Origin of the sequence: Candidatus Odyssella thessalonicensis L13 (genome assembly GCF_000190415.1) — a bacterium.
Taxonomy (GTDB): domain Bacteria; phylum Pseudomonadota; class Alphaproteobacteria; order Paracaedibacterales; family Paracaedibacteraceae; genus Paracaedibacter; species Paracaedibacter thessalonicensis.
Map to the genome: position 1 here is coordinate 277443 of NZ_AEWF01000002.1, position 25825 is coordinate 303267.

The following is a 25825-nucleotide window of genomic DNA, read 5'->3' on the forward strand; positions in this document are numbered from 1 at the left end:
GTGACTTAATCTATACTTAACAGTGTACGAGCAAAGTCTGAAGCTGTAAAGGGGCGCAGGTCATCTATTGATTCGCCAACGCCAATGGCATGAATGGGAAGTTTAAACTTATCGCAAATAGAGACAACGACGCCGCCTTTGGCAGTCCCATCAAGCTTCGTTACGATCAAGCCTGTAACCCCCACCATTTCCTTAAAAACTTGGACTTGAGCATGGGCATTTTGTCCCGTGGTAGCATCTAAGACGAGTAAGACGGAGTGGGGAGCAGAGGCGTCAAGTTTCTGAATAACACGCTTTAGCTTTTTTAGCTCGTCGATTAATCCGGATTTGTTTTGCAGGCGCCCAGCAGTATCAATGATCAAGATGTCACTACTTTCAGCTTTGGCTTGCTGAAGAGCCTCGTAGGCTAAGCCCGCGGAATCCGCATTTGCCTTACCTGTGGAGATGGGAATGCCAGCGCGATTAGACCAAACTTGCAATTGTTCAACAGCGGCAGCCCGAAACGTATCGCAAGCGGCGAGGCGGACTTTATAGCCGCTATCATGCCAGCGTTTCGCAAGCTTACCGATGGTTGTGGTCTTGCCGCTGCCGTTGACGCCGACAACCAAGATAACATGCGGCTTTTGTGGTGACGAGATATTAAGATCAGCGGCATAAGGGGTAAGAATGTCTGTAATGCGATGGGCTAGAAATTCTTTTACTTCATCCAGAGTAATATCCTTATCCATTTTTTCCTGAGATAGAGCCTGGGTTAAGTTTGCAGCTGTTTCAACGCCGATATCACTTAGGATAAGGAGCTCTTCTAACTCGTCGAGGGTCTCTTGGTCCAGTTTTTTGCGGACGAAAACATTCTTTAATCCATCTTCAAGCTTAGTTGAAGTCTTTTTTAAGCCACCTTTTAGACGTGACCACCATGAAACTTTTTCACTCATGTGTTAACCAGGGTTGCGATCAAATTATCTTGAGTATAACTGATAACTTTTGCTTTGGCGATGCTGGCAATTGTTGCATTACCGGATACAGTTATTGGAGCAAATTGATCAGTTTTCCCATGAATGTGGTTGTCTTCACAGGATTCTACTAAAAAGGTAACAATCTTTCCCACCATCGATTGGAAATGTTTTTCCACGGCCTGAGAGCCTTTTGCGCGCAGACGCGCAGCTCTATCTTTTATCACATTGGGTTGCAGCTGCGGCATCCGTGCTGCCGGTGTTCCTGGACGCGGCGAATAAGGAAATACATGCAGAAAAGTTAGATCGCATTCATCTACTATTTTGAGTGTGTTTTCAAACATTTCTTCTGTCTCGGTGGGAAATCCAGCAATCAAGTCCACTCCAAAAACACAATCAGGCCGCAATGCGCGGGCTTTTTTACAAAAACCGATGGCATCTTCACGCAAATGACGACGTTTCATCCGTTTTAAAATCATATTATCGCCCGCCTGTAAACTCATGTGGAGATGGGGGAGAAGACGCGGCTCTGTGGCAATCAGTTGCCATAAATCCTCATCCATTTCGACAGGATCGAGGGAAGATAACCTTAAGCGCTGCAGTTCCGGCACTAGGTTCAACAGGCGGCGAATCATTTGTCCTAGGCTCGGCTTTCCCGGTAAATCGGCGCCATACGCCGTAATATCGACACCTGTTAAGGCAATTTCAGGATAACCATTGTGAACAAGAATCTTAATCTGCTGTACAATTTCCCCGATCGGCACACTGCGAGAGTTGCCACGGCCATAGGGAATAGTGCAAAATGTACAACGATGATCGCATCCGTTTTGGATCTGCACAAACGCCCGCGCTTTCCCTTCAAACCCTGATATTAAATGGGCAGCCGTTTCAGTAACGGACATGATGTCATTTACCAGAACCCGGTCATGCTCCACATTCAAAGCATAGCTCTCTGGCCTCATTTTCTCATCATTACCAATAACTCGGCTAACTTCAGGCATATCAGCAAATTTCTTGGGATTAATTTGTGATGCGCAACCTGTTACAATAATTTCTGCCTCAGGATTTTCGCGACGTAGCCGGCGGATGGTTTGGCGGGCTTGACGTTCGGCTTCAGCAGTCACTGCGCAGGTGTTAATTATGAAAGCATTATTTAACCCAGCTTGGCTCGCCAAGTCTTTCATAACTTGAGATTCGTAAGTGTTGAGGCGACAACCAAATGTAATGACCTCAGGGGTAGGGGGCGTATTTTTTGTCATAGTCCTGATCTATTGTTAACCCGCAGATAATACACCATTTTTGTAGCGATGTACAAATGAAATTTAATATAGGCTGCTTTTGCGCTTATAGTTGCTTTTTTAATAAGGATAAATGATTTAAAGCCTGCTTTATTACTCTAACTATTTTTTCTCTTACATAAATAGTTCAAGTAGATAGAGGGGGAAATGACTCTAATTAACCTGAGTTGTGTTTAAGTTGAAGTTTAAATTATTGAAAAGCCAGTTTTAAGAAAAAATATGCCGAATTTTTGTAGGGATTAGAATAAGAAAAGCCGCTAGATTCTTAGTGATCAAAAAAATCAGGCAAATTCTGCGTTTTAAATCATAAGTATATCCTAAAGCAGGCTTTGATCTGTTATAGCTACCTGTAATTACCGTCTTTTAATCGCTTAGGATAACCTTATTATAAACTGTAAGCTTTAGTGTGTTACTTCAATTCTTTATCTTATAAAGGACAAGATCTTTAACGTGCCCAAACCCTCGAAATATATTCTTGCATATTAGTTAGCTGGTTAACTCCAGAGGAGTATTATACTTTTTTTTACGACGAACCAGCCATAGTTTCCTGGAATACTCCTAAAAGGAAAATAAAAAAAGGAGCAAAAATAATGATTTACTTTAAAAGGAAGATGCGGAAACTTGTGCTGTTGTTAGCAGCTCATTTAATAAGTCCCTTGTCCTTGATGGCTGCAGATCCTTCCTTAAAAGAGGCTATCAATGGGGCTGATTATATATTTTGCATTGATGGGGGTGGATCTAAAACTTCTCTGCAAGTTATCAACCCGAAATTAGAAGTCTTAGATATGGAGCAAGAGGGTAAAGTAATTCCTATACTCCTGGCAGGACCAACAAATATCAATATTGTGGGAGTGGAGGAAACAAAAAACAGCTTAGCTCGTCTATTAAATGGTCTAAAAATCGGGAGAGAGAAGCAGGAGATCTCAGAGATTAAAGACAGAGCAGCCATTGTATGTGGATTAGCAGGTCTGGCTAGCAACTTAGATAAAGCTTCTGTTATTCGAGACGTTTTTATTTCCTTCGGTTTCCAAGGTTCTCGCATTGCCCTATCCTCAGATATTGACCTTGCAAAGCAACTCATCATCGAAGGGGAAGAAGGAGCTATTCTGATTTCAGGGACAGGCTCCATTTGTTTTAGTAAATCGCTAAGGGGAGAAAAGCGTGTTGGGGGATACGGATATGCCCTGGGCGATGAAGGAAGTGGATTCTATATCGGGAAATTAGCCCTACAGGCAGCATTTAAAGAAGAATTCGAGAAGGAGAAACTCTTTACGTTGACAAGCAGCATATGTGCTCTCTTTAAGGTAGCCTCTGTGAGCCAAGTAATTAAGCTATTTTATAGTAATGCATTGAAGCCGTCAGATATTGCTAAAGTTTGTCCACTTGTCTTTGAAGCTGCTTATAAACAAAATGATAAACATTGCTTAAAGATTATTGATAAAAGCGCGACCGAATTGGCCAAGCTTGTAAAACGTGCTACCAAAGGGGCAACCTTATTAAATTTCCAAGTTTATTTGCAGGGTGGTGTTTTTAAAAATGAGAATGCAAACAATTTCATTAAGTGTATTAGTACAAAAGTCGGTCAGGAGCATGGCTTAGAATTTATAAATATCTCTCAAGATAATATAGCATTACTAGCAATTCGAGCAAATCAATAGGGGCAAATCTCACGAAAAGGAGATTATATAAAACGAAGGCCTAGAGTGAATAAGAAAATGACTAACTTAAGGCGAATTTGCCCCTTTTGTAAGAAAGAGTTTTAATGTTTTAATGAAGATTGTCATGTGGCAGTTTGAGAAATATTACCTCTCAAACATGGGGCTAGTCTTAAGAAATATACCGGCCTGCAATTATGGCCTGTATTATTTAGATTCCAGTTATTATGTACTATTCCATAAGGACTGTTAATGATCACTGGAGTGTCTTTTTATTGAGAGAAGGAGCACTGAGAAGGTTTGTCTGCTATATTAGATTTATTTAAGATGACGCCGTAATGCTTTCATTCACATTATCGCAACCTTAGTTGCTTGCTTTTATTCGAATAGTAACCCCCAAGTTATGCTCCCTCTTTCGGCTCTTAAGTATTATTGGCGTTAATTAAGTCTTGCATGCTCCAATTACCTACCACAGTTATACCAACACTTTTAAAAAAAGGAAGTCTTAGAGAATTAAATGATGAAAGTAGGATATCTATTCTTCTTAAAAACGATAGGAAATCTTTAGTCCATTAAATTCTTTAGAAGTAACAGGTAATATGGTTAAAGATCTATTCTTTTCATAGAATTTTTTAGTGAAAATGAACGCAGAAAGAGCACCGACCATAAGGCCAGCCATAACGCCTGCTTCTGAGTGCTTATGACTTTGAACTCTACCCGCTGCTGTTATTCCAGTAATCACAAAAGGAAGAGCTGCATATTCAATGCCGTACCGTAAAAAAATGAAAGCAGCGCCAACAGCAGCCGAAGAGGTGTGGCCGCTGGGAAAGTTATATGGTTTCCCATTGGGCCGTTTATTAATAGGGTCATCGCCTTTATGGATTTGATTAACCCCCGCTTTAATGCCGGCAGTGACGGCCATGTTAAGGACGACCGAGTAAAGGCACTGAAACAAGCCGGCCTCATCTTCTTTAATGACAGTGAGTCCGAGTCCCAAAGCAGGATTAATGAATTGCCCAATGTCAGCCATCCGGCTGGCGGTGGTAGTCTTGCCATAACAAGAGCAAGCTAAACTTGAAAGGATTAAAAACTTCTTCACGCGTTATGTCTTCTTTTTTAGCTGTATTTAAAGAGATTATAATATTTGTGCTAAAATTTTAAGAAAGATTTTTTATTTTGCAAGAGATGGCTTGCACTTAATTGGATCGTTGCCACAATAAAACTGATAAATGAAAAGGAAGGGGCTTTTACTTTGCACTAAAGTTTCATGATTTGCCCTTATAAAGCTGGAAATTAAAGCAGATTTCTGAGAAAATATGATAGAATGCTAAGACTCATCTGATTTAGATTGGAAACTGAAGCTCAGGCAAGAGCTTCAGTGATTAATACCTACTGCCTAATAAATACCGAGTAGGAATCGGGTAGCAATTAAAGCAGGACTAAATAAATTTTTAAAGAGCAGATTCAATCCACTCAATAATTTTGCCTTTTGGATGAACGCCCACCTTAGTTGAAAAAGCTTGTCCGTCTTTAAATAATGTAAGCGTTGGAATGCTTCTTACACCTAATTGAGCTGGGGTATTAGGATTTTCATCGATATTCATTTTAACGATCCTAACTTTATCTCCCATCTCATTGGCTACTTCTTCGAGAATGGGAGCGATCATTTTACACGGACCACACCATTCTGCCCAAAAATCTACCAGAACAGGAACCTGAGACGCCAACACATCGGCTTGGAACGTGCTGTCAGAAACTTGTTGTAAAGCCATTTTTATACCCTTCGTTAGTTGAAATGTTAATTATTATATTTATAGCATATAAAGGAAAGGGTTCGTAGCGTAAAAATTGTAAAGGCCAGGCATCTTTAGGGAGAGACAATACAGTTGTGGGATTAGCATTTCCCTGAGTTTAATCTGCCTTTGTGGTGCTGAAATCTTTTAAAATTCTTGCTAATTCAATATAATTCTCAAGCGCAAGCTCTTCTGCGCGGGCAGTCACAGCAACATTGGCCGCCTGAATTTGATCCTCAGTTAATACGGCACTCAAAGACGATCGAATCATTTTACGTCGCTGGCCAAAGGCAGCATGGGTGATTTTCTCTAAATAAGGGAGTAAAGCCAGATCCTGTTCTGAGAGAACCTTGGGAACAAGGTGCACAATTGAAGACTTGACCTTAGGCGGAGGAGAAAAAGCCCCTGGGGGCAAATCAAATACTTTGGTTGGCTGAGTAAGGTATTGGGCTAAAACTGTGAGGCGCCCATAATCTGCTGTTTTTGGCTGGGCCACAATCCGAAGAGCTACTTCCTTTTGAAACATTAAGGTCATAGACACGATATTATCAAGGCAATGAAGCCATCTAATCAATAATTGTGTTCCCACATTATAAGGCAAGTTAGCAACAATTTTAATTGGGCGGCTAGGAAGAAGATCTTGCGGCGAGATCGTCAAAGCGTCAGCTTGAATGATTTGTAGCTTTCCTTCGGCCGCATCCACCAGTTCCTTGAGCGCAATAATGCAACGAGGATCATGCTCAATCGCTACCACTTCTTGCGCCCCTGCTTCTAAAAGTGCCCGCGTAAGTCCTCCTGGGCCTGGACCTATTTCTAGGACCGTAACCTCTTTTAAGCATCCGGCTGAACGAGCGATCTTGCGGACAATCTCCATATTGAACAAAAAATTCTGGCCAAGACTTTTCTTGGCCATTAATCCATATTGCTCAACAGTCGCTTTTACTGTGGCGAGATGATCTAATCTCAAAGCTTAAGTGTCCTTCTTGCCCATTCATCTTTAGCTTCAATGTGAGCGCTACTCATTAATTTTTGCATTTCACGGGCAGCTTGGCGCCCAAATCGCTCTTGCTCTAAATTGCTTAAAATATCATCTTTTGTATGGACAATTGGTTTGGGCTCACGCTTATCGCATACATAAGTAACAATCAAGCCATTGGGTGTCATGACCGGCTGCGCACATTTGCCAGAAGGGACATTCTTTAGGAGTTTTCGGAGTTGTTCTGGGATATTTGCCCAGCTGACATGAGGAGTGTTCTGGACTGCTGCACTGCAATCTGCCGCCTTTCTAGAAAAATCTTGGGGTGTTTTACAGGCCATAACCTCTTGGATCTTTGGGGCTAAAGCCTCTATTTCCTCAGGAGATGAGTCCGGTGTTATCGGGAAGACTGCTTGCGTAAAACTAATCTCTACCTCGCCGTGACCTCTCTGTTCAGCATGGCGAATATCTCTAACCTTGATTATTTTATAACCATCTCTAACTTTTATCGGAGCGGATACTTCTCCAATAGCCAGCTTGGAGAGCTGAGCCGCTATTTCGGGCTCCACTTGAGCGTTACTTTTCCAGCCCAAATCTCCGCCTTTAGCAGCAGAGGTGCTCTTTGACAGCTGTTGTGCTAGCACTTCAAACTTTGCACCGGCTTTAAGGTCTGCCACCAAGGAGGAAGCTGTTGTTGCCAGCTGAGCTTCTTGGCTTTTATCACGTGCAATTAAAGAAATCTCAGATAATAAGTATTCTTTTGTGATTTTATCGTTGCTCATTTTTTGTAAGGCACGTTCTGCTTCAGCTTCAGAAACGAAAACAACCGGTGCATACTGTTGGCGGATGTAGCGTGCCCAGGCAATCTGTGCCTTCATACGAGACGCCAGGGTTTCTTTTGAGATGCCATTGGTCCTAAGTAAGTTGATAAGTTGCTCTAAGGTCATCTTGTTCTCTTTTGCCATTTCGGTTAGAGCACTATCGACTTCCTTGGAGCTCACTTCAATTTTCTTAAGCTTAGCGGCCTGTAATTGCAGACGCTCTTGGACAAGCGAATTTAATATTTCTGCTTTTTGAGTTTCACCCACATTAACTTGGCCGCCTGCGGAAAATGTTACTAACTTAATGCGCTGGTTTAAGTCATGTTGAGTGATGGGGTCTTTGTTGACTATCAATAGGATTTTTGAGCCAGCATCTGTCTGCGCAAAGCAAAGTGATGTCAAGGCAAAGATTGATAATAAGCGTAAGCAGTTGATCATAAGGTATCCTTTATGAGTTCAGATAAAGAACTGTATTTTAATGTCAAAATAGTGTAATTATTGTCTTATGTCTAGTAAATATGCTGATATCATTCAAGATTATAGATTCTAGGTTGTAAGGAATTTCGATTTTCCTATTGGTTCAGGGTATATCAGGAAAGAGTTAATGGGGCGCATTTTTTCCCGTCATATTTTTACTCATGTAGCGTTAACGACGGTTATCTTGACCTTTGTGCTCGTATTCGGAGCATGGTTAACCCAGTCTTTGCGTTTTATTGAAGTCATTATTGAAAAAGATGTGTCTGTTAACCGTTATCTGTCAATGGTTTGGTTGCTATTGCCTGATTTAACCTCTGTTGTGCTTCCTATCTGCACCTTGTTGGCCACAGTTTATATTATCTACAAGTTGACTGCAGATAATGAAATGGTTGTCTATAAAGCGATTGGTCTGAGTAATCTTCAAATCGCTACCCCATTTATTGTTTGGGGATTATTGATGACAATAGCCTGTGGCATTTTAAATAATTATTTAGGGCCTAAATCAAATGAGCAGTTTTATGGCATCCGTAATGAAATTGCTCGAGAGTTCTCAGCAGGACTGTTGAGAGCCGGTTCCTTTAATAAGCTTAGAGATACTGTGATTTATGTAGGAAGCCATACGGAATCAGGGCTTCTTGAAGGAATCTATATTCATGAGCGGGAACGACACGGAGTACCGGGGTTTACTATTTTTGCGCAGCACGGTTTTTTGCAAGAAGAAGGCGGCCACAATATCCTTTATTTATTTAATGGGAATAGGCAATCAGCTTCTTCCTCGACTAGCAGTCCCACAATTGCCTATTTTAATGAATTCAAATATGATATTAATGTTCATCGTGAAGTGGTAGCGAAGGTTAAGCTTCATACAACGTATGGCTTCTCTCAGTTAATAAACCCTCCTGCAGAAATTAGTGAGACGGCCCGTATAAAAATGCTAATTGAGGCCCATAAAAGAATTATTAATCCTTTATTTGTTATCACCTTTGTATTACTGGCAGCAATGATTCTTCTTACAGGCCAACAGCATCGCCGCGGACGATGGAAGCAGATTCTATCAGCAGTGGGAGGCGCTTTGCTTCTGGAGCTGGTGGTGATTACCTTGCTCAATAGTCTATCGAAGAACCAATATGCAGTGTTAATGAGTTATTCCATGCTTGGTTTCTGTATTGCTCTAGGGTTGGGAGTGCTCATTAAGCCAGAATGGCTGTCAAATTTACTAAGAAGGTTGAATCATGTTAGCTGATTACTGGCAGTCAACAATAAATCGGTATTTTTCGAGAATTTTTTTAGTCTGGATTGCAGCGATAACTGCCATCGTTATCTTTGTTATTAGTCTTATTGATATCGCAGAGTTTAGTCGGCGTACCATCTCTTCAACCCGTGCTGGGTTTGCCGAGATTATTCAGATGGTTTGCCTTAAAATCCCTAATCATATTCAGTTATTATTGCCCTTCATTGTTTTGATAGCGGCCATTATTTGTTTGTCACGTCTTAATAAAACTCAAGAAATTGTAGTGGCAAGAGGATTCGGGATTTCCATCTGGCAGATCGCTTCAGGGCTATGTTTAGTTATCGTGACCCTAAGTGTACTGGTGCTAGTAGTTATCAACCCCTTAGCAGCTGTTATGAGTCACAAGCAGGAGCAAATGGAGCAGCGAATATTTTCTGGTCGGGATGTCGCCGTTACCGTTCTAGAAGATGGGGTGTGGATTCGCGAAAATACTGCTGATCGCAGTAGTATAATTAATGCCCAAAAACTTATGGTCGGCCGCAAGGGATTCGAGAATATCTCTTTTCAGAATTTTTCAGCAGATTATAACTTTGTCGAACGTATTGATGCGAAGGCAGCCTATATAAAAAATAAGATGTGGTATCTTAAAGATGTAACTGTATACCCTAATCGCCACGAACGATATCATCAAGAAAGTCTCCAGATTAAAACAGATTTATCCTTCAATAAAATCTTAAATAGTAACTTGGAGCCTAAATATATTTCTTTTTGGATGTTGCCTGATTATATTGAGCGCTTAGAAAAGTCAGGCTTATCAAGCCTATCCTATCGTATGTATTGGCATTCCTTTTTCGGCAGGATTGGTTTTATGATAGCCCTTATATTTCTGGCGGCCGCCTTCACTATTCGGCCTGTTCGTCAGGGTTATACAACCTTATTAACTGTTCTGGCCCTAGCCAGTGGTTTAGCTTTACACTTCTTTAATGATATCGTTTATGCTTTAGGCTTGGCGCGACGCTTGCCGATATTAGTCGCTGTATGGGCGCCGGCTATCACAGTTATGTTGCTCAGCGCAACATTGATATTGCACTTAGAAGAAGGCTGAGGCTTAATAGGAATTAATATAGTCTTAATTTCTAAAGAGCCATGCCTATTTTTCGTTTCTTTTTACTGATATCCTGCGCTTTGTCTGCCAGTGTTAATGCTCAACCAGAAACTACTGCTCAATCTGCAAAAAATACCACTTTAAAAGTTCCGGCTTTTTTACAGTCTGAACAGATTGAGTATGATGATACCAATCAAGTGGTTACGGCTTTAGGAAATGTGTTTGTGGCTCAAGATTCACAATTGCTACATGCAGATAAGGTTCAATATTTTAAGCTGCAGGACAAAATTGTGGCCACAGGGCAAGTGTGGCTAAGAGATTCTGAAGGAAATTATTCCTTTGCCGACCACCTTGTCCTGTCCAATAAAATGGCTGATGGTTTTGTAGAAAATGTTAAAATTCTTATGGTTGATCAATCCCGTTTAGCAGGCAACCGTGCCAAACGGTATGAAGGAAAACGAGTCGTCTTATGGCAAGGTGTATATTCACCGTGTGACGTATGCAAGGCTGACCCTGAAAAAGCGCCGTTATGGCAGTTAAAGGCAGACAAGATTATTCATAACCAGGAAATTAAGATGGTTCAATATCATCATGCTTGGATGGAGTTTTTTGGGTGGCCAATTTTCTATGTGCCTTACTTTTCCCATCCTGATCCTGCAGTTAAGCGTAAGACTGGATTCTTGATGCCAATTTATAGTCATAGTAATGATTTAGGCTATAGTGTAACTGTTCCTTATTTCATTGCCAGTGCGCAGAATCATGATTTTACTCTCTTTCCTACATTTACCTCAAAGCAAGGGGTGATCCCGGCCTTCGAGCACCGCTATCACTTTGATAATGGCGAATATGTCATGCATGGTAGCTATGCGAATAATACCACCACTGGGTTTGCTTCAAATTATAATCCCAATAATTATGGGCGTGCAGGCCACCATCGTTGGCATTATTTTATGAGGGCCCGATATGATATTACGCCTGAGCTTCTGTTTACCCTCGATGTTCAAAGGGCCAGCGACTTAACCTATCTTAAACGCTTTCCCGTTCTTCCTCGAGGAAGCGTTGATCCATTTGCCTCTAGTACAGCCTTAACGACTACGGCAGCTTTGGAGCGTTTTCGCCCTGAAAGTTACGGTGTTATTCGCTCTTATGTGTTTCAAGCGGATAGACAGAAAACAGTGCCTGTGGTTCTGCCTTTAATTCAATACTCTCATGAAACTTTGCCGGGTAGCTATGGTGAAACATGGATGGCGGATTTTAATTTTTTAAATTTGTATCGTGATAAAGCCATTATTGGGAGTTCAGCTGAATCTATGGTTCGGGGGTCGCTCGGACTAGGAGGACAGGTCCCTTATGTGTCTCCGTGGGGAGATGTATGGTCTTTGAAAGCTTATATGCGTGGGGATCTTTACTATATTAATGGCTATGAGGTAAAAGCCAACCAAAAGTTAAAAGATAAAACTCAAGGGCGTTACTATCCCCAAGCATCGCTAACCTGGCGCTATCCTTTCCTCAGTATTAACCCCCTTATGCATTGGATCTTAGAACCAGCGGCTATGCTTACAACCTCTTCAGTAGGAGGTAATTTTATTGAAATTCCCAATGAAGATACGCCCGTTGTCATCGTGGATACGACGAACATATTTCTAGCTAATCGTTTGTATGGTATTGATCGCATTGACTCTGGCCATCGCTTTGTTTATGGATTTAATTCACAACAATTATTTAGGGACTCTCGCAGATTTAATTTATTCTTGGGGCAGAGTGTTCGGATAGACAAAAACCAGGTTCTGCCATTAAGATCGGGAGAAGATCGTAAAGCGTCCAATTTTGTTTCCGGTATCCAAATTGTGCCAGTTAAGTGGTTAGATATAAGATCACGAGCCATGTTCAATCGTAGGACTTTGCGCGTAGATGTTGCAGAGTCATCGGCTACCATTAAGTCAGCATGGTTAAATGGAAGTCTGGGGCACACTTTTTATAATAAAAATTTTGCTATAGATAATAAGCGGATCTCTCAATTAGTATGGGGTGTCAGCTCGGGTCAGTACCGCGGTTTTTCCTTAAGCTACAGTGAAATTCGTAACTTATATAGCCGACAATCTGTGCGAATTTTGAATCGCTCTATATCTTTACGCCATACTAATGAGTGCTTGGTGACGACATTCTCTGTCATCCGAACCGGCTTCCGAGATCGGGATTTAAGGCCAGATACTAAGATCCTCTTACAATTGGATTTCAAAAATTTAGGAACTATCTACCCTGTCAATATCAGTAATATTGGCGGGCTACGTCGAGCGCCTGTTCCTCAAACGGTAAATGGGCCTCAAAGCGGTGGGCAGTTAAATTAGAAACGAGGGATAGCTAAGGAGTTATACTTTGTATTTGCCGAGTAAACTCTATGAGCTTCCACTTAGTCCTACTTAAACAATAATAGAGTACTCCTAAAGAAGCCTATTAAAGACGCTCTCAACACCCGAGTTGAACTCTAAAAACTGATTGCCAATAAATAAATTGAAGAAGAGGTATTGCCTGTACGGTTGGGGAAAGGCTAGGGGCTCAATATGTGAGTTAAGCTTGATTAAAATGATAACTTTTGACTGGGCGACAATTAAAAAATCAGCTAGGTTATAAATATGAACCTTTTTTTTAAGAAAACACATAAGCGCCGTAAAGATATCTTTGCTTCTATTGACTTAGGTAGCAACAAAATCTGCTGTGCTATTGCCCGGGTGGATGAGCGTGCCAGTGGTGATACGTTACGGGTTATTGGCGTCGGGCATCAGCATTCACAAGGCATCCGAAATGGCATTATCACTGATCTGGAAGCTCTGGAAGACTCGATCTTGAATGCAGTCCATACGGCAGAACAAATGGCTAAAGAGACCTTGGATGCAGTCTATGTTAGCATATCTGCAGCAACGGCCCGTTCTCATACCTTAGATGTTGAACTGGCCTTGGGTAATGGTCCTGTCGACAATAATCATATACGGCAACTGCTGGTCATGGGACGGCAGGCCTTTCAGAAAGAGGATCAGCAGATAGTTCATGTGTTACCGGTAACATATGCTTTGGATAGCGAATTTGGCATCCGAGATCCACGAGGGTTATTTGGTAAAAAGTTGATGGCGAGTCTCCATATTGTTTCTATTGCTAACGGGGTCATGCAGAATATCACCAATTGCATTGATCGCTGTCATTTAGGGGTGGCGGGATTTGTAGTTGCGCCCTATGCTTCAGGTTTAGCTACGCTCGATGAGGATGAATTATCCTTAGGCGTTACAGTAATCGATCTGGGAGGCAGCAGCTGTGGTGTCGCTTCCTTTCTTGATGGTGCTTTAGTTCATGTGGATAGCATCCCCATTGGCGGAGCGCATATAACCAATGATATTGCGCGGGGCTTGTCAACGCCGCTCTCCCAAGCAGAACGCTTAAAAACCTTATATGGTACAACTATTACGTCGTCTTCAGATGAACGCGAAAGCATTATTGTGCCGCAATTAGGGGAAAGCAAGATAACAGCTACTCATCAAGTGCCAAAGTCGTTGCTTGTCCATATTGTTAGAGCCCGAGCCGAGGAAATGTTGGATCTAATCTGGAAAAGATTGCAGTATTCAGGCATGGATCGCATTGTCGGACAGCGAATTGTTCTGACAGGGGGAACAAGTCAGTTACCTGGAATCCGTGAGCTAGCTTCACAAAAGTGGCAAAAGCAGATCCGAGTGGGCAGTCCTATCGGATTTCATGGCGGGGGAGATTTTGTTTCCACACCAACATTTGCCACCTGTGGCGGGTTGCTTAAGTTTGCCATGCGTGACTTTATGAGTGAAGATCATGCGGTCTTGGCAAAACCTGTTGTGGGAGATAACTTGCTTCAACGGGTGGTTGGCTGGATAAGGGAAAACCTTTAGCTCTTATACGCGCTGGGGTATGTGATGGTTATCCAGTCTCTGATATTCATACCATAAAGCATTCTCAAATCAGCTCGGATGAAAATAAGCTGAAAGGCTTGACACCTAACTTTAAATTAGCGAATTTATTGTGATGAACTAGATTAAGCTTGATAATGTTTCATCACGCTAAGTTGGCTGCAATATATCTTTCCCTAAGGAAAACAAATAATGAGAGCAAAAATTGAATCGATTGGAATTGATGGTGATGGCGTAGCGATCGTTGAAGGAGAAAAATACTTTGTTCCTTTCACGGCCCCCGGCGACGAAATCGACTTTGAAGTTATTAAAGGCAAGAAATATTCGCGCATTAACGTTAACCAATTTTTTCAGAAATCTCCGCTTCGCCAATCGCCTCCGTGTGTTCATTTTGAAGAATGTGGCGGCTGTAAGCTTCAGCACCTGAACCAACCGTCCTACCAAGAGTTTAAAGTTGGGCTTTTAAAGCGTGCCCTTGAGTTCCACGGTGTTAAGGCCCAAGAATGGAAGCCGTTGCACATAATTCCTCCGCACCGCCGTCGTCGAATCTCGTTAACATTTGCGCATCGTCATGAAGGGATGATGATTGGGTATATGCGTCGAGGAACAAAGTGGATAATCGATAATAAAGAATGCCATCTTGTTTTGCCGGAGATAGAGCAGTTGATACCGCGTCTTCGAAGATTATTGGCAACTATGTTCCAAAGTCGGGAGTCAGGAACTGTAGACATCTTAGCCACAAAGGTCGGATTAGACGTAAACTTGAAAACTGGCTTTTTAAGAAATCCGACTTTACCCCAAATTGAAGATTTGACCAGCTTTGCGCAAGAGAATAATATTGCCCGCTTGCTAATAAATTATCGTCCTTTAGTTACTTTTAAAGAGCCTGTGGTCAACTTCTCGGGGGTGGATGTCGCCGTTGAAGCCGGTAAATTTCTGCAAGCGAGTGATGATGCCGATGAGTTTATGCTGCAACGAGTAGCAGAGTATATGCCTATTAAGGTTAACCGCGGCGTGGATCTCTTTTCTGGGCGAGGCACCTTTACTTTTTTAATGGCAAAAAGAGGGCCTACCGATGCCTTTGAGTGTGAAAATGATGCTATTACTGCCTTACAATCAGCAGCAAATAAGGCACAGATACCTATCACAGTTATCAAACGTGACCTTTTTGCCAATCCGTTGAGTGCTGAAGAGTTACAAGAGTATGATTTTATATTTGTGGATCCCCCACGGGCCGGCGCTTTAGCTCAAGTTGAACAAGTTGCTCAGTCGACTTTACAACATGTGGTCTATATCTCCTGTAATCCGGCCTCCTTTGCGCGCGATGCTCAGGTACTTTGTCAAGCAGGCTTTAGTTTAGAGTCTGTGACACCTCTAGATCAGTTTTTGTGGTCAGAGCACTTAGAAGTTATCGGTAAATTTTATCGACCATGATAGAGGACGTGGAATTAGCTAAAGACTTTCTAATTTAGTATTTCTAGGTATTGCTGAATTCTAGCGCCCCATGGAGCCAAGCGGCTTAAGGGCGGATTAACGCGTAGTCTTCTTAATAGTGGGATGGGATTATAGTAAAGCTTATCTCTTTGTGTAGGAAAAATAGAAAGGAGAGGTAAGCGTGAATGTAGCAGAGTACGCCATTATTCGCTCCCTGACCTAATCATATAATTTATAGCAGGATGCATCCCTCTTTTACGTGGCTTGCAGTCTATGCTTATAAGATTAATCTTCCTCAAAGATAATCTCTGGGGAGGAAGAAATTCATAAGACGATACTTAAATCTCTTCCAGGAATTATTATCCGAGGAAAAGGTGCTGAGTGAGGGTAAAAGCCGTCAACCCGTTCGGTAAAGACATGGAGCTCTGCCTAATTGTCATAGAGAGCTGTAACGCGGCCATTAATATAGTGAAGCGTTTTAGGGACTCCCGTAAAGGTACGTTATTTTGAAGTCACGCAGCAGATAGAAATCCTTCCTAAGAGACAACAATAATTTGGCGAGATGAACTGACAGACACTTAACGTTGCTCAATTAAATAGTGAATCTCGTGTGCTTCTAATTTCCGGTCTTAACCTTCTAAAATTAGGGAGTGAACTTAGTAAAGACTTGATACATGGCAATTGCTGCAGCATTTGAAACATTCAGTGTAGAAAATTCCTTAGTTGTCTCTAAGCGGATCAAAAAGTCGCAGTTTTTCTTCGTCAACTCTCGCATCCCAGCCCCTTCCGCGCCCATCACTAAGCCGACCTTGCCAGAAAAGCTGATATTGGAGAGACTTTGGTCGCCGCTTTCGGCAAATCCATATATCCAGAACCCAGCTTCTTTCAGTTCTTGGATTGCATTAGCAAGATTTGCATAGCGCATAATAGGAACAATCTCTAAAGCCCCAGAGGCTGATTTGGCTAATACGCCTGTCTCTTCGGGGGCATGGCGGTCGGTCATCACCAGAGCCTTGGCTCCAAAGGCCGCGGCTGTGCGAATGATCGCGCCCACATTATGAGGATCACTCACTTGGTCGAGAATAATGACCAATTGATTAGGGTGACTAAATGCTTTGAGCTCATCGATTCCTAAAGGATCGAGGCCGGAAACTCGCATCGCAATGCCTTGATGGACAGCCTCACTCCCTAGTGTTTTGTCAAACCATGCCTTATCCGCTTGTCGCGTCTTGATTGGCTTGGGGAGGGGCGGAAACTTTTCCAGTAGTCTTTCTGATGAATAAATAATTTCATCAATCTGTCGCATGGGATTTTGTAAGGCGGCCGCACACGGATGAATTCCGTACATATAATATTTTGAGCGATGGAGCTTCATAAGATAAATTTCCTTTTTGTTATCTGTATCACATCCTCTTAATTTTTTCCACTTTAGTGTGGAACAGCTTGGTTAGGAGAAGATATTAGCGTGACGGTAATAAGACTTCACCACCTCTTCCTTAACTCTTTCCTAGAAGAGTGATCTCTTAAAGGGATGAGATAGTTAGAATTATAGCAGGTGAGAGAAAGATGGTTGATTTTCAAACTTATCGCTCTGTCGTAATTTTTCTAAAGTATTATCTCTTAGTTTAAAGATGTAAGTTAATAATATTGTGGAGAATAATTATGAGAGACCAAGAGTTAAAAGAGATAATTGACAAATTACTTTAAGAAAGCGCAAGAAGGAAAGCTAAACTTTGCATTAGCTATGATGTTCTCTGATCAGGAAGACAGCTGGTGGTTCGAGGCGCATACTTCAGGAAAACTCAAAGCATTATAAAAGCTTTTTGAGATAGATGCGAACGCTGAAGCTGAAGCGCAGATCCATTTGAAAGAGCAAGCTAACAACCCTGAAACTGTTATCTATTTTAATTTACCAGCTGAAAAGGTGCCCCTAGAAGTTTCATAAGTTTGTGCTTTTGTTAGCTTGTATGGGTAAGAGAGGCAGGATAAGCATGAATCGTGGGCTCGCGCGCAGGCTGTTGAGAAACCTTTAGGGCTTTCCTCCTAATTTGCACCAAAGCAGACGTCATATTGCTATGTATACAATTATTCTTAAAGGTTGACTGGAATGGATTAAATTGTAAGACCCGGAGAACCCGATAAATACAGATCTAAATCGCCCGTCTAGAAGAGAGGAGTTGGATTCTGCCAAAGAAAAAGTTAGAAAAACAAAAAACAATGTTGACAGGTAGTGTTTAAATCAATTACAAAATTGTAGTAGTGAACCAGGAGGGATGGCCGAGCGGTCAAAGGCAGCAGACTGTAAATCTGCCGACGTATGTCTACGTAGGTTCAAATCCTTCTCCCTCCACCATCATACTTGAAATGCAAGATTATGGATGGTATAGTTCAACAGTATGCGGGTGTAGCTTAGTGGTAAAGCCCCAGCCTTCCAAGCTGGTTATGAGGGTTCGATTCCCTTCACCCGCTCCAATTTTTTTTAATGAGCAGTTCAGCACAGGGTATATAAGGGGGGGGATCCTTAGGATCTCCACTTTTTCTATAGACAGCAGTAATTATATGAGTTATAAATTCATAAACAAGAAGTGTCTATAGTATGCAGGAGTGTAGCTCAATTGGCTAGAGCGTCGGTCTCCAAAACCGAAGGTTGGGGGTTCGAGACCCTCCACTCCTGCCATTTTTGTGTTTGCGATACAGATTAGAGTGTAATATATGAGTACCGAAAGTAAGAGTCTTATTCAACAAGCTCGGGATTTTTTTCCACAAGTTCGTCAAGAAGCAAAAAAAGTAACCTGGCCTTCCTGGAATGAGACAAAGTTAACGACAACATTCGTCTTTATCTTCGCAGTTGTTGCGGCTATTTACTTTGCGGTTGTAGATTCCATCGCTTATCGTTGTGTTAATTTCCTTATCGGTATTGCCGGTTAATGGTATTTTTGAAGATTGCGTGATCGCAAAGTCTTGAGGTTAAATAATGGCTCTCCGTTGGTATGTTGTAAACGTTTATTCTGGCTTTGAAAAGAAAGTCGCTCAGGCTATTCGTGAACAAGCTGAAAAAAAAGGTCTGCAAGATTACTTTGGAGAAATTCTTGTGCCTTCGGAAGAAGTTGTTGAAATCAGACGCGGTGCTAAGATCTCTGTTGAAAAAAATTATTTTCCAGGTTATGTTCTTGCGAAAATTGATTTAAATGATGAATCATGGCATCTTGTACGCAATACTCCAAAAGTATCAGGATTCTTGGGCGCGAAGGGCAAACCTGCCCCTATTTCAGAAGCAGAAGTCTCTCGCATTTTGAAGCAAGTTCAAGATTCAGCAGAACGTCCAAGGCATGCAATTGACTTTGAAATTGGTGAACAGATCCGAGTTTGTGATGGACCTTTCTCCTCCTTTAGCGGCGTCGTGGAAGACGTTGATAATGAAAAAGCACGCCTTAAAGTGTCTGTTATGATTTTCGGGCGTCCGACACCCGTTGAGCTGGAATTCAACCAGGTTGAAAAAATATAGTCGGCTCTTTCTTAAGTAAAAGAGAATAGCGTGTGGGAGATAGGGACCACTATCAAACCACACACTCAGGAAAACACTAAAATAACTGAGGATAGTTATGGCAAAGAAGATCACAGGGTACATTAAGTTACAAGTATCCGCAGGAAAAGCGAATCCGTCACCACCTATTGGGCCTGCTTTGGGTCAACGCGGATTAAATATTATGGAATTCTGTAAAGCATTTAATGCTGAAAGTCAGAGTATGGAACCAGGGATGCCTATCCCCGTGGTTATTACGGTCTACGCTGATCGTACCTTTTCATTTGTTATGAAGACTCCGCCAGCTTCTTATCTTCTTAAGAAGGCAGCAAAGCTCGGTAAAGGATCACAAACACCTGGCCGTGGTGCGGTTGGTCAAGTGACGATGGGGCAGGTGCGGGAAATAGCGCAACTGAAAATGGTTGATCTAAATGCGAATGATATTGATGCAGCTGCATTAATGATTGCAGGTTCTGCTCGTTCAATGGGCTTGGAAGTGGTGGAGTAAAAAGTCATGGCAAAGTTAGGAAAAAGACTTAAGAACGCTGCTCAAGAAGTCGATCGCAATAAAGTTTACTCTTTAGCTGAAGCAGTTAAAGTTATCAAGAAGTGTGCTACAGCTAAGTTTGATGAGACTATTGAAGTTGCCATGAACTTGAATGTTGACCCCCGCAAAGCTGACCAAAATTTGCGCGGCGTTGTGCAATTACCCAACGGGACAGGTAAAACCTATCGCGTAGCCGTTTTTGCAAAAGGCCCTAAAGCAGAAGAAGCTTTAAAAGCTGGAGCTGATATTGTGGGCGCTGAAGATCTAATGGAAAAAATCCAAGCGGGCGATATGCCATTCGATCGTTGTATTGCCACTCCGGATATGATGGGGCTTGTAGGTCGTGTTGGTAAGATTCTCGGTCCCCGTGGCTTAATGCCTAACCCCAAGCTTGGAACCGTTACCATGGACGTTGCTGAGGCTATTAAATCAGTTAAGGGTGGTCAGGTTGAATACCGCACTGAAAAAGCAGGTATCGTTCATGCTGGTGTAGGTAAAGCAAGCTTTAGCGAGCAAGCTATTATAGAAAATGTGAAATCTTATGTTGATGCTGTCATTAAGGCAAAGCCAACAGGCGTTAAGGGAACATACTTAAAGTCTTTGAGCTTAAGCTCTACGATGGGGCCAGCAGTTAAATTTGAGATTTCTGAGTAAATTCTAAAGGGGGGGATCCCCCCTCTCTAGATACACAAGGTAAATCCTTGTGTCTGTCCAAGACTGTAGGTCCGTTTAGGGTAATGGGAAACCGCCTATTGAGACAGAGGGACGCGACTCCTTCTGGGACAGAAAAACCGGGCTAACCGGTTTAAGCTCTGTGAGTGTACAGAGAAAATAAACTGTTAGGAGTGTTAACATGAACCGTTCAGAAAAAGAACAGCTAGTTGCGCAGATGCGTGAGAAGTTGATGAACGCCAAGTGTGTTGTAGTGGCCCATCAAACCGGCCTTACAGTATCTGAGGTGTCCGCTCTTCGTCGTGAGATGCGTGGTGCTAGTGCAGAGTTCAAGGTTTTGAAAAACACTCTCGCCAAGATCGCAGTACAAGGAACCCCTCTTGAGGGATTATCTGCTATTTTAGAAGGGCCAACAGCACTTGCTTTTTCTAGCGAAGATGTAATTGCTCCTGCAAAAGTAACAGCGAAGTTTGCAAATAAAAACGATCGCTTGAAACTTGTGGGTGGCTATCTTGATGGTCAGATCCTTGATGCAAAAGGTGTTGATGCGTTGGCTAAATTGCCATCACTTGATGAGCTGCGCTCCAAGATTATTGCTGTTATCAATACCCCAGCAACTCGTATTGCCCTATTGGCGAAAGAACCTGCTACCCGTGTGGCGCGCGTATTGAACGCCTACGGCAGTGGTCAATAACCTTGATAAGATAAAGACAGAAGGAGATATAAATGTCTGCTAATCTAGATAAAATCGTTGAAGAGTTATCAAAACTCACAGTTTTAGAAGCTGCTGAGCTTTCTAAGAAATTAGAAGAGCATTGGGGCGTTACAGCTGCAGCTCCTGTTGCAGTTGCAGCAGCCGGTGGTATGGCTGCAGAAGCTGCTGAAGCAAAAACAGAATTTGATGTTGTTTTAGCTGATGCGGGTGCAAACAAAATCAACGTTATTAAAGTTGTTCGTGAAGTTACAGGCCTTGGTCTTAAAGAAGCTAAAGACCTTGTTGAAGCAGCTCCAAAGGCTGTTAAAACAGCAGTTAGCAAAGACGAAGCTGATAAGCTTAAGAAGCAGCTTGAAGAAGCTGGTGCAAAAGTTGAAGTTAAATAAGCTTACTGCACATGGAGGAGGCGTTTATGCCTCCTTCCTCTCAAACAACTCTTTAATGCAGACAATTAATCTGTATCAAAGAGTTGTTTAATCGTTTGTATAAACAGCTAATTTTAAAAAAATAGACTTTTAATGAGGGAATCAATGGTAAGATCTTTTACCGGTATGAAGAGATTTCGTAAAAACTTCGGTCGTATTTCTGATGAAGCTAAAATGCCGAACCTGATTGAATTGCAAAAGTCTTCTTATGAAAAGTTTTTGCAACAAAGTATCGCATACAATAAAAGAGAAGAAATCGGGTTACACGAAGTATTTAAATCGACTTTCCCGATCACTGATTTTTCCGGTAAAGCTCACTTAGAATATTTTAAGTATGACTTTGATAAACCTAAATATGACGAGGATGAATGTCGTCAGCGCGGGCTAACTTATGCGGCTCCTTTAAAGCTAACCTTACGCTTGGTTGTGTGGGATATTGACGAAGATACTGGTGCAAAATCTATAAAAGATATCAAAGAACAAGAAGTCTATATGGGGGATATGCCCTTAATGACGGATAATGGAACCTTCATTATTAATGGGGTTGAGCGTGTTATTGTCTCACAGATGCACCGTAGCCCTGGCGTCTTCTTTGACCATGATAAAGGAAAGAGCCATTCTTCAGGAAAATACTTGTTTGCTGCCCGCGTCGTGCCTTATCGCGGTTCCTGGCTTGACTTTGAATTCGATCCAAAAGATCTGGTGCATGTACGTATCGATCGGCGTCGTAAGTTGCCCATTACCGCATTTTTAATGGCTCTCGATTCAGCAGCGACGATGCAAAAAAGAGCCGAAGCAGAGGCAAAAGGCCAGCCTCTGCCCGCAGCCATGGTAACAGGTATGTCAAGAGAAGAGATCTTAGCCACCTTTTATGAAACGATAACTTATAGTAAACATAAAAAAGGATGGAAGACCGCTTACTTACCTGAAAACTGGCGGGGTGTGAAGCTGACATCAGATCTCATTGATGCGTCAACAGGCACTGTTGTTGCGTCAGCGGGTACAAAAATTACCCCAAGAATGGCAAAGAAATTTGCAGCAGATGGTCTGAGTGAGATTCTTGTTTATAGCGAAAACCTCGAAGGTCTCTATCTTGCTAAAGAATATATAAATGAAGAGACCGGGGAAATTTATGCTGAGGCAGGAGAAGAGTTAACATTAAAGATCATCTCTGTGCTAGAGCAAAATCTTAACCTTAAAGAGATTCCTGTCCTACATATTGACAATGTCAACGTCGGTCCTTATCTGCGTAACTCTCTCATTGCGGATAAGATTAATAACCGTGAAGAAGCCTTATTTGAGATTTATCGCGTTATGCGTCCTGGCGAGCCGCCAACCCTCGAAGGGGCAGAAGCTCTCTTTACAGGCCTATTTTTTGATGCTGAAAAATACGACTTATCCGCAGTGGGCCGCGTCAAAATGAACGCCCGTCTGGATATCGATTGTTCAGATAGTGTTCGGATCTTACGTAAGGAAGATATCCTACTCATTTTAAAGGCGCTGCTTGAGCTTAAGGATGGCCGCGGCGAAATCGATGATATTGATAACCTTGGTAATCGCCGCGTCAGAGCTGTCGGTGAGTTATTGGAGAACCAGTACCGTGTTGGCCTCAGCCGCATGGAGCGTGCGATCAAAGAGAGGATGAGCTCTGTTGAAATTGATACAGTGATGCCTCACGATTTGATTAACGCAAAACCAGCAGCTGCAGTGGTTAGGGAGTTTTTTGGTTCCTCTCAATTATCCCAATTTATGGACCAGACTAATCCACTCTCTGAGATTACGCATAAGCGTCGCTTGTCTGCTTTAGGGCCTGGTGGGTTAACACGTGATCGAGCTGGCTTCGAAGTACGTGACGTGCATCCGACCCACTATGGACGTATTTGTCCTATTGAAACCCCAGAAGGACAAAACATTGGACTTATTAACTCTTTGGCGACCTATGCGCGGGTAAATCAGTATGGGTTTATTGAAAGCCCTTACCGCAAGGTCAAAGAGGGCAAAGTAACAAATGAGATCGTTTATTTAACGGCTATGGAAGAAACGCGACATATTATTGCGCAGGCTAACATTACCTTAGATAAAGATGGCCGTATTGCTGATGAGTTAGTGACCTGTCGTAAAAATGGCGAATTCGTTATTCAACCCCGTGAAGACATAACCTTGGTTGACGTATCACCAAAACAGCTCGTCTCTGTGGCAGCTTCTTTGATTCCCTTCCTGGAAAATGACGATGCAAACCGAGCATTAATGGGCTCCAACATGCAACGCCAAGCTGTTCCGCTTTTACGCTGTGAAGCACCTCTCGTGGGAACTGGGATGGAAGCCACGGTTGCTAAAGATTCGGGCTCTTGTGTGCTGGCAAAGCGGGCAGGGGTGGTCGATAGTGTCGATGGACGACGTATAGTTATCCGTGTTTTGGAGCGGACAGAAGGCGATGACTCTGTGGGTGTCGATATTTATAACCTTCAGAAATTCCAGCGCTCAAACATGAGCACCTGCATTAACCAAAAACCTTTGGTTAAGAAAGGTGATATCATTAAAAAGGGCGATGTGATTGCGGATGGCCCGGCAACTGAGCTGGGAGAATTAGCGCTCGGACGCAACGTTTTGGTTGGATTTATGTCCTGGCAAGGTTATAACTTTGAGGACTCAATTATTCTGTCCGAGAGAATCGCGCAAGACGATGTCTTTACCTCCATTCACATTGAAGAGTTTGAGGTCATGGCCCGCGATACGAAGCTGGGTAATGAAGAAATCACCCGCGATATTCCTAATGTGGGAGAAGAGGCCTTAAGAAACCTTGATGAAGCCGGTATTATTTACATCGGGGCTGAAGTTAAAGCGGGCGATATTCTTGTTGGTAAAGTTACGCCTAAAGGTGAGTCACCGATGACCCCTGAAGAGAAGCTGTTAAGAGCTATCTTTGGTGAAAAAGCCTCCGATGTAAGAGATACCTCTTTGCGGGTACCGCCAGGAATTGCCGGTACGATTGTTGACGTACGCGTCTTTTCTCGTCGCGGTGTAGATAAGGATGAGCGTGCTCTTACAATTGAGCGTCAAGAAATTGAACGGTTAGCTAAGGATAGAGATGCAGAAAAAGCTATTCTTGAGCGTAACTTCTATAAAAACCTAGAAGAAATGCTTCTCGGCCATACTTTAGTTTCTGCTCCTAAAGGCATTAAGACTGGCGAGAAAATCACAGAGGCGTTTTTAGCTGAGTTGCCAAAGCACCAGTGGAAGCAACTGCTTGTTGATAATGATGATGTAATGTCGCGTGTTGAAGCTATGAAGCGTCATCTAGATGATGGGTTTACAAAGTTACAGGATTGGTTTGAAGGTAAAGTAGAAAAGCTCAGGGCTGGCGATGAGCTATCGCCTGGGGTCTTAAAAATGGTTAAAGTCTTTATTGCTGTTAAGCGTAAGATTCAGCCTGGAGATAAAATGGCTGGCCGTCACGGAAATAAGGGTGTGGTTTCACGTATTGTTCCGCTTGAAGATATGCCACATTTAGAAGATGGAACCATACTAGATATTATTCTCAATCCGCTCGGTTTACCGTCTCGTATGAACGTGGGACAAATCTTAGAGACCCATATGGGAGCTGCCGCCGCAGGATTAAGTAAGCAAATTAATGATGCTGTACTCCGTATCCAGCAAAGTAATGCCCAACTAGGTGAACTTAAAGCAGAGCTTAAAAAAGTTTATAATAAGACTGAGGATGCTAAAGATATTGATAATATGCCGGATGAGCAAGTAATGGAACTAGCTCGCAATTTACGCCGCGGCGTACCTATCGCTACTCCGGTCTTCGATGGGGCCTCTGAGCAAGATATTGCTGATGCTTTAATTGCAAGTGGTATTCCAACAACCGGCCAACAATATCTTGTTGATGGGCGGACAGGGGAGCGTTTAGATCGGCCAACCACGGTCGGATACATTTATATGCTAAAGCTTCACCATTTGGTTGATGATAAGATCCACGCCCGCTCAATTGGGCCTTACAGCTTGGTTACCCAACAACCTTTGGGCGGTAAAGCTCAATTTGGTGGTCAGCGCTTTGGTGAAATGGAAGTCTGGGCCCTTGAAGCTTATGGTGCTGCTTATACGCTGCAGGAAATGTTAACTGTTAAGTCCGATGATGTCTCCGGTAGAACAAAAGTATATGAAGCAATCGTTCGTGGTGATGATAATATGGAGGCTGGTATCCCAGAATCCTTCAACGTTCTGGTCAAGGAACTTCGTTCGCTTGGTTTGAATATGTCGTTTGAGCAATAGAA

At 42.5% G+C, this 25825-nt stretch carries 21 protein-coding genes and 3 tRNA genes; 17 read left to right on the plus strand and 7 right to left on the minus strand.

The window, feature by feature from the left end:
- Positions 1 to 5 precede the first annotated feature (5 nt).
- Complete coding sequence (ftsY, locus tag HMO_RS0104785) at positions 6 to 932, minus strand: signal recognition particle-docking protein FtsY (protein ID WP_010299363.1); 927 nt, start codon at positions 930 to 932, stop codon at positions 6 to 8.
- A complete protein-coding gene (gene mtaB / locus HMO_RS0104790; protein ID WP_010299365.1) occupies positions 929 to 2209 on the minus strand; it encodes a tRNA (N(6)-L-threonylcarbamoyladenosine(37)-C(2))-methylthiotransferase MtaB in 1281 nt (426 codons plus the stop codon). The genes ftsY and mtaB overlap by 4 nt, the downstream gene beginning before the upstream one ends.
- A 629-nt stretch (positions 2210 to 2838) precedes the next feature.
- Here mtaB and HMO_RS15480 point away from each other — a divergent pair.
- Positions 2839 to 3906, plus strand: a complete 1068-nt coding sequence (locus HMO_RS15480) for an N-acetylglucosamine kinase (protein WP_010299369.1) — start codon at positions 2839 to 2841, stop codon at positions 3904 to 3906.
- A 541-nt stretch (positions 3907 to 4447) separates the two neighbouring features.
- Here the strand turns inward: HMO_RS15480 and HMO_RS15485 are convergent.
- From HMO_RS15485 to HMO_RS0104815, 4 genes are all read right to left on the minus strand, one after another.
- Positions 4448 to 5002 carry a phosphatase PAP2 family protein gene (locus HMO_RS15485; RefSeq protein WP_010299370.1) on the minus strand — a complete coding sequence of 185 codons (555 nt, stop codon included), beginning with the start codon at positions 5000 to 5002 and terminating at the stop codon, positions 4448 to 4450.
- Between the two features lie 352 nt (positions 5003 to 5354).
- On the minus strand, positions 5355 to 5675 hold the full coding sequence (trxA, locus tag HMO_RS0104805) for a thioredoxin (protein ID WP_010299372.1): 321 nt from the start codon (positions 5673 to 5675) through the stop codon (positions 5355 to 5357).
- A gap of 139 nt (positions 5676 to 5814) precedes the next feature.
- The gene (rsmA, locus tag HMO_RS0104810; protein ID WP_052571990.1) at positions 5815 to 6609 is read right to left on the minus strand and encodes a 16S rRNA (adenine(1518)-N(6)/adenine(1519)-N(6))-dimethyltransferase RsmA; all 795 of its coding nucleotides are present in this window, start codon (positions 6607 to 6609) and stop codon (positions 5815 to 5817) included.
- A 50-nt stretch (positions 6610 to 6659) separates the two neighbouring features.
- Complete coding sequence (locus tag HMO_RS0104815) at positions 6660 to 7931, minus strand: peptidylprolyl isomerase (protein WP_010299377.1); 1272 nt, start codon at positions 7929 to 7931, stop codon at positions 6660 to 6662.
- A 166-nt stretch (positions 7932 to 8097) separates the two neighbouring features.
- Between HMO_RS0104815 and HMO_RS0104820 the strand changes: the two genes are divergently transcribed.
- The 5 genes from HMO_RS0104820 to rlmD all read left to right on the plus strand — a co-directional run bounded on the left by HMO_RS0104820 (position 8098) and on the right by rlmD (position 15666).
- On the plus strand, positions 8098 to 9213 hold the full coding sequence (locus HMO_RS0104820; RefSeq protein WP_010299380.1) for an LptF/LptG family permease: 1116 nt from the start codon (positions 8098 to 8100) through the stop codon (positions 9211 to 9213).
- Entirely contained in the window at positions 9203 to 10306 is a 1104-nt protein-coding gene (locus tag HMO_RS0104825; protein ID WP_010299383.1) for an LptF/LptG family permease, read from the plus strand. The genes HMO_RS0104820 and HMO_RS0104825 overlap by 11 nt, the downstream gene beginning before the upstream one ends.
- Positions 10307 to 10347: 41 nt before the next feature.
- Positions 10348 to 12654, plus strand: coding sequence for an LPS-assembly protein LptD (locus tag HMO_RS0104830; RefSeq protein ID WP_010299387.1), 2307 nt, complete (start codon positions 10348 to 10350; stop codon positions 12652 to 12654).
- Positions 12655 to 12939: 285 nt separating this feature from the next.
- Positions 12940 to 14214, plus strand: a complete 1275-nt coding sequence (gene ftsA / locus HMO_RS13835; protein WP_010299389.1) for a cell division protein FtsA — start codon at positions 12940 to 12942, stop codon at positions 14212 to 14214.
- Between the two features lie 210 nt (positions 14215 to 14424).
- Positions 14425 to 15666 (plus strand): 23S rRNA (uracil(1939)-C(5))-methyltransferase RlmD, encoded by a 1242-nt coding sequence (gene rlmD, locus HMO_RS0104845; protein WP_010299391.1) that lies wholly within the window; start codon positions 14425 to 14427, stop codon positions 15664 to 15666.
- Between the two features lie 643 nt (positions 15667 to 16309).
- Here rlmD and rlmB read toward each other — a convergent pair.
- Positions 16310 to 17041 carry a 23S rRNA (guanosine(2251)-2'-O)-methyltransferase RlmB gene (gene rlmB, locus HMO_RS13840; protein WP_010299395.1) on the minus strand — a complete coding sequence of 244 codons (732 nt, stop codon included), beginning with the start codon at positions 17039 to 17041 and terminating at the stop codon, positions 16310 to 16312.
- 315 nt (positions 17042 to 17356) lie between these two features.
- Here rlmB and HMO_RS17505 point away from each other — a divergent pair, with 315 nt between their 5' ends.
- From HMO_RS17505 to rpoB, 11 genes are all read left to right on the plus strand, one after another.
- A complete protein-coding gene (locus tag HMO_RS17505; protein WP_010299397.1) occupies positions 17357 to 17482 on the plus strand; it encodes a hypothetical protein in 126 nt (41 codons plus the stop codon).
- A 451-nt stretch (positions 17483 to 17933) separates the two neighbouring features.
- Positions 17934 to 18019: transfer RNA gene (locus HMO_RS0104855), tRNA-Tyr, on the plus strand.
- Between the two features lie 45 nt (positions 18020 to 18064).
- A tRNA-Gly gene (locus HMO_RS0104860) sits at positions 18065 to 18138 on the plus strand.
- 128 nt (positions 18139 to 18266) lie between these two features.
- Positions 18267 to 18343: transfer RNA gene (locus tag HMO_RS0104865), tRNA-Trp, on the plus strand.
- 35 nt (positions 18344 to 18378) lie between these two features.
- A complete protein-coding gene (secE, locus tag HMO_RS0104870) occupies positions 18379 to 18594 on the plus strand; it encodes a preprotein translocase subunit SecE (RefSeq protein WP_010299399.1) in 216 nt (71 codons plus the stop codon).
- 46 nt (positions 18595 to 18640) lie between these two features.
- Entirely contained in the window at positions 18641 to 19171 is a 531-nt protein-coding gene (nusG, locus tag HMO_RS0104875) for a transcription termination/antitermination protein NusG (protein WP_010299403.1), read from the plus strand.
- Between the two features lie 97 nt (positions 19172 to 19268).
- Complete coding sequence (gene rplK / locus HMO_RS0104880; RefSeq protein ID WP_010299406.1) at positions 19269 to 19697, plus strand: 50S ribosomal protein L11; 429 nt, start codon at positions 19269 to 19271, stop codon at positions 19695 to 19697.
- Between the two features lie 6 nt (positions 19698 to 19703).
- A complete protein-coding gene (gene rplA, locus HMO_RS0104885; RefSeq protein ID WP_010299409.1) occupies positions 19704 to 20390 on the plus strand; it encodes a 50S ribosomal protein L1 in 687 nt (228 codons plus the stop codon).
- Positions 20391 to 20589: 199 nt separating this feature from the next.
- Positions 20590 to 21102, plus strand: coding sequence for a 50S ribosomal protein L10 (gene rplJ / locus HMO_RS0104890; RefSeq protein ID WP_010299412.1), 513 nt, complete (start codon positions 20590 to 20592; stop codon positions 21100 to 21102).
- Positions 21103 to 21134: 32 nt separating this feature from the next.
- Entirely contained in the window at positions 21135 to 21509 is a 375-nt protein-coding gene (gene rplL, locus HMO_RS0104895; protein ID WP_010299415.1) for a 50S ribosomal protein L7/L12, read from the plus strand.
- 144 nt (positions 21510 to 21653) lie between these two features.
- Complete coding sequence (gene rpoB / locus HMO_RS0104900) at positions 21654 to 25823, plus strand: DNA-directed RNA polymerase subunit beta (protein WP_010299418.1); 4170 nt, start codon at positions 21654 to 21656, stop codon at positions 25821 to 25823.
- The last annotated feature ends 2 nt before the right edge of the window (positions 25824 to 25825 follow it).

Excerpts from the sequence above, each read along its gene's own strand:
- ftsY (WP_010299363.1), bottom strand. The coding sequence starts at position 932 with ATGAGTGAAAAAGTTTCATGGTGGTCACGTCTAAAAGGTGGCTTAAAA.
- mtaB (WP_010299365.1), bottom strand. The coding sequence starts at position 2,209 with ATGACAAAAAATACGCCCCCTACCCCTGAGGTCATTACATTTGGTTGT.
- HMO_RS15480 (WP_010299369.1), top strand. The coding sequence starts at position 2,839 with ATGATTTACTTTAAAAGGAAGATGCGGAAACTTGTGCTGTTGTTAGCA.
- trxA (WP_010299372.1), bottom strand. The coding sequence starts at position 5,675 with ATGGCTTTACAACAAGTTTCTGACAGCACGTTCCAAGCCGATGTGTTG.
- rsmA (WP_052571990.1), bottom strand. The coding sequence starts at position 6,609 with ATGGCCAAGAAAAGTCTTGGCCAGAATTTTTTGTTCAATATGGAGATT.
- HMO_RS0104815 (WP_010299377.1), bottom strand. The coding sequence starts at position 7,931 with ATGATCAACTGCTTACGCTTATTATCAATCTTTGCCTTGACATCACTT.
- HMO_RS0104820 (WP_010299380.1), top strand. The coding sequence starts at position 8,098 with ATGGGGCGCATTTTTTCCCGTCATATTTTTACTCATGTAGCGTTAACG.
- HMO_RS0104825 (WP_010299383.1), top strand. The coding sequence starts at position 9,203 with ATGTTAGCTGATTACTGGCAGTCAACAATAAATCGGTATTTTTCGAGA.
- HMO_RS0104830 (WP_010299387.1), top strand. The coding sequence starts at position 10,348 with ATGCCTATTTTTCGTTTCTTTTTACTGATATCCTGCGCTTTGTCTGCC.
- ftsA (WP_010299389.1), top strand. The coding sequence starts at position 12,940 with ATGAACCTTTTTTTTAAGAAAACACATAAGCGCCGTAAAGATATCTTT.
- rlmD (WP_010299391.1), top strand. The coding sequence starts at position 14,425 with ATGAGAGCAAAAATTGAATCGATTGGAATTGATGGTGATGGCGTAGCG.
- rlmB (WP_010299395.1), bottom strand. The coding sequence starts at position 17,041 with ATGAAGCTCCATCGCTCAAAATATTATATGTACGGAATTCATCCGTGT.
- secE (WP_010299399.1), top strand. The coding sequence starts at position 18,379 with ATGAGTACCGAAAGTAAGAGTCTTATTCAACAAGCTCGGGATTTTTTT.
- nusG (WP_010299403.1), top strand. The coding sequence starts at position 18,641 with ATGGCTCTCCGTTGGTATGTTGTAAACGTTTATTCTGGCTTTGAAAAG.
- rplK (WP_010299406.1), top strand. The coding sequence starts at position 19,269 with ATGGCAAAGAAGATCACAGGGTACATTAAGTTACAAGTATCCGCAGGA.
- rplA (WP_010299409.1), top strand. The coding sequence starts at position 19,704 with ATGGCAAAGTTAGGAAAAAGACTTAAGAACGCTGCTCAAGAAGTCGAT.
- rplJ (WP_010299412.1), top strand. The coding sequence starts at position 20,590 with ATGAACCGTTCAGAAAAAGAACAGCTAGTTGCGCAGATGCGTGAGAAG.
- rplL (WP_010299415.1), top strand. The coding sequence starts at position 21,135 with ATGTCTGCTAATCTAGATAAAATCGTTGAAGAGTTATCAAAACTCACA.
- rpoB (WP_010299418.1), top strand. The coding sequence starts at position 21,654 with ATGGTAAGATCTTTTACCGGTATGAAGAGATTTCGTAAAAACTTCGGT.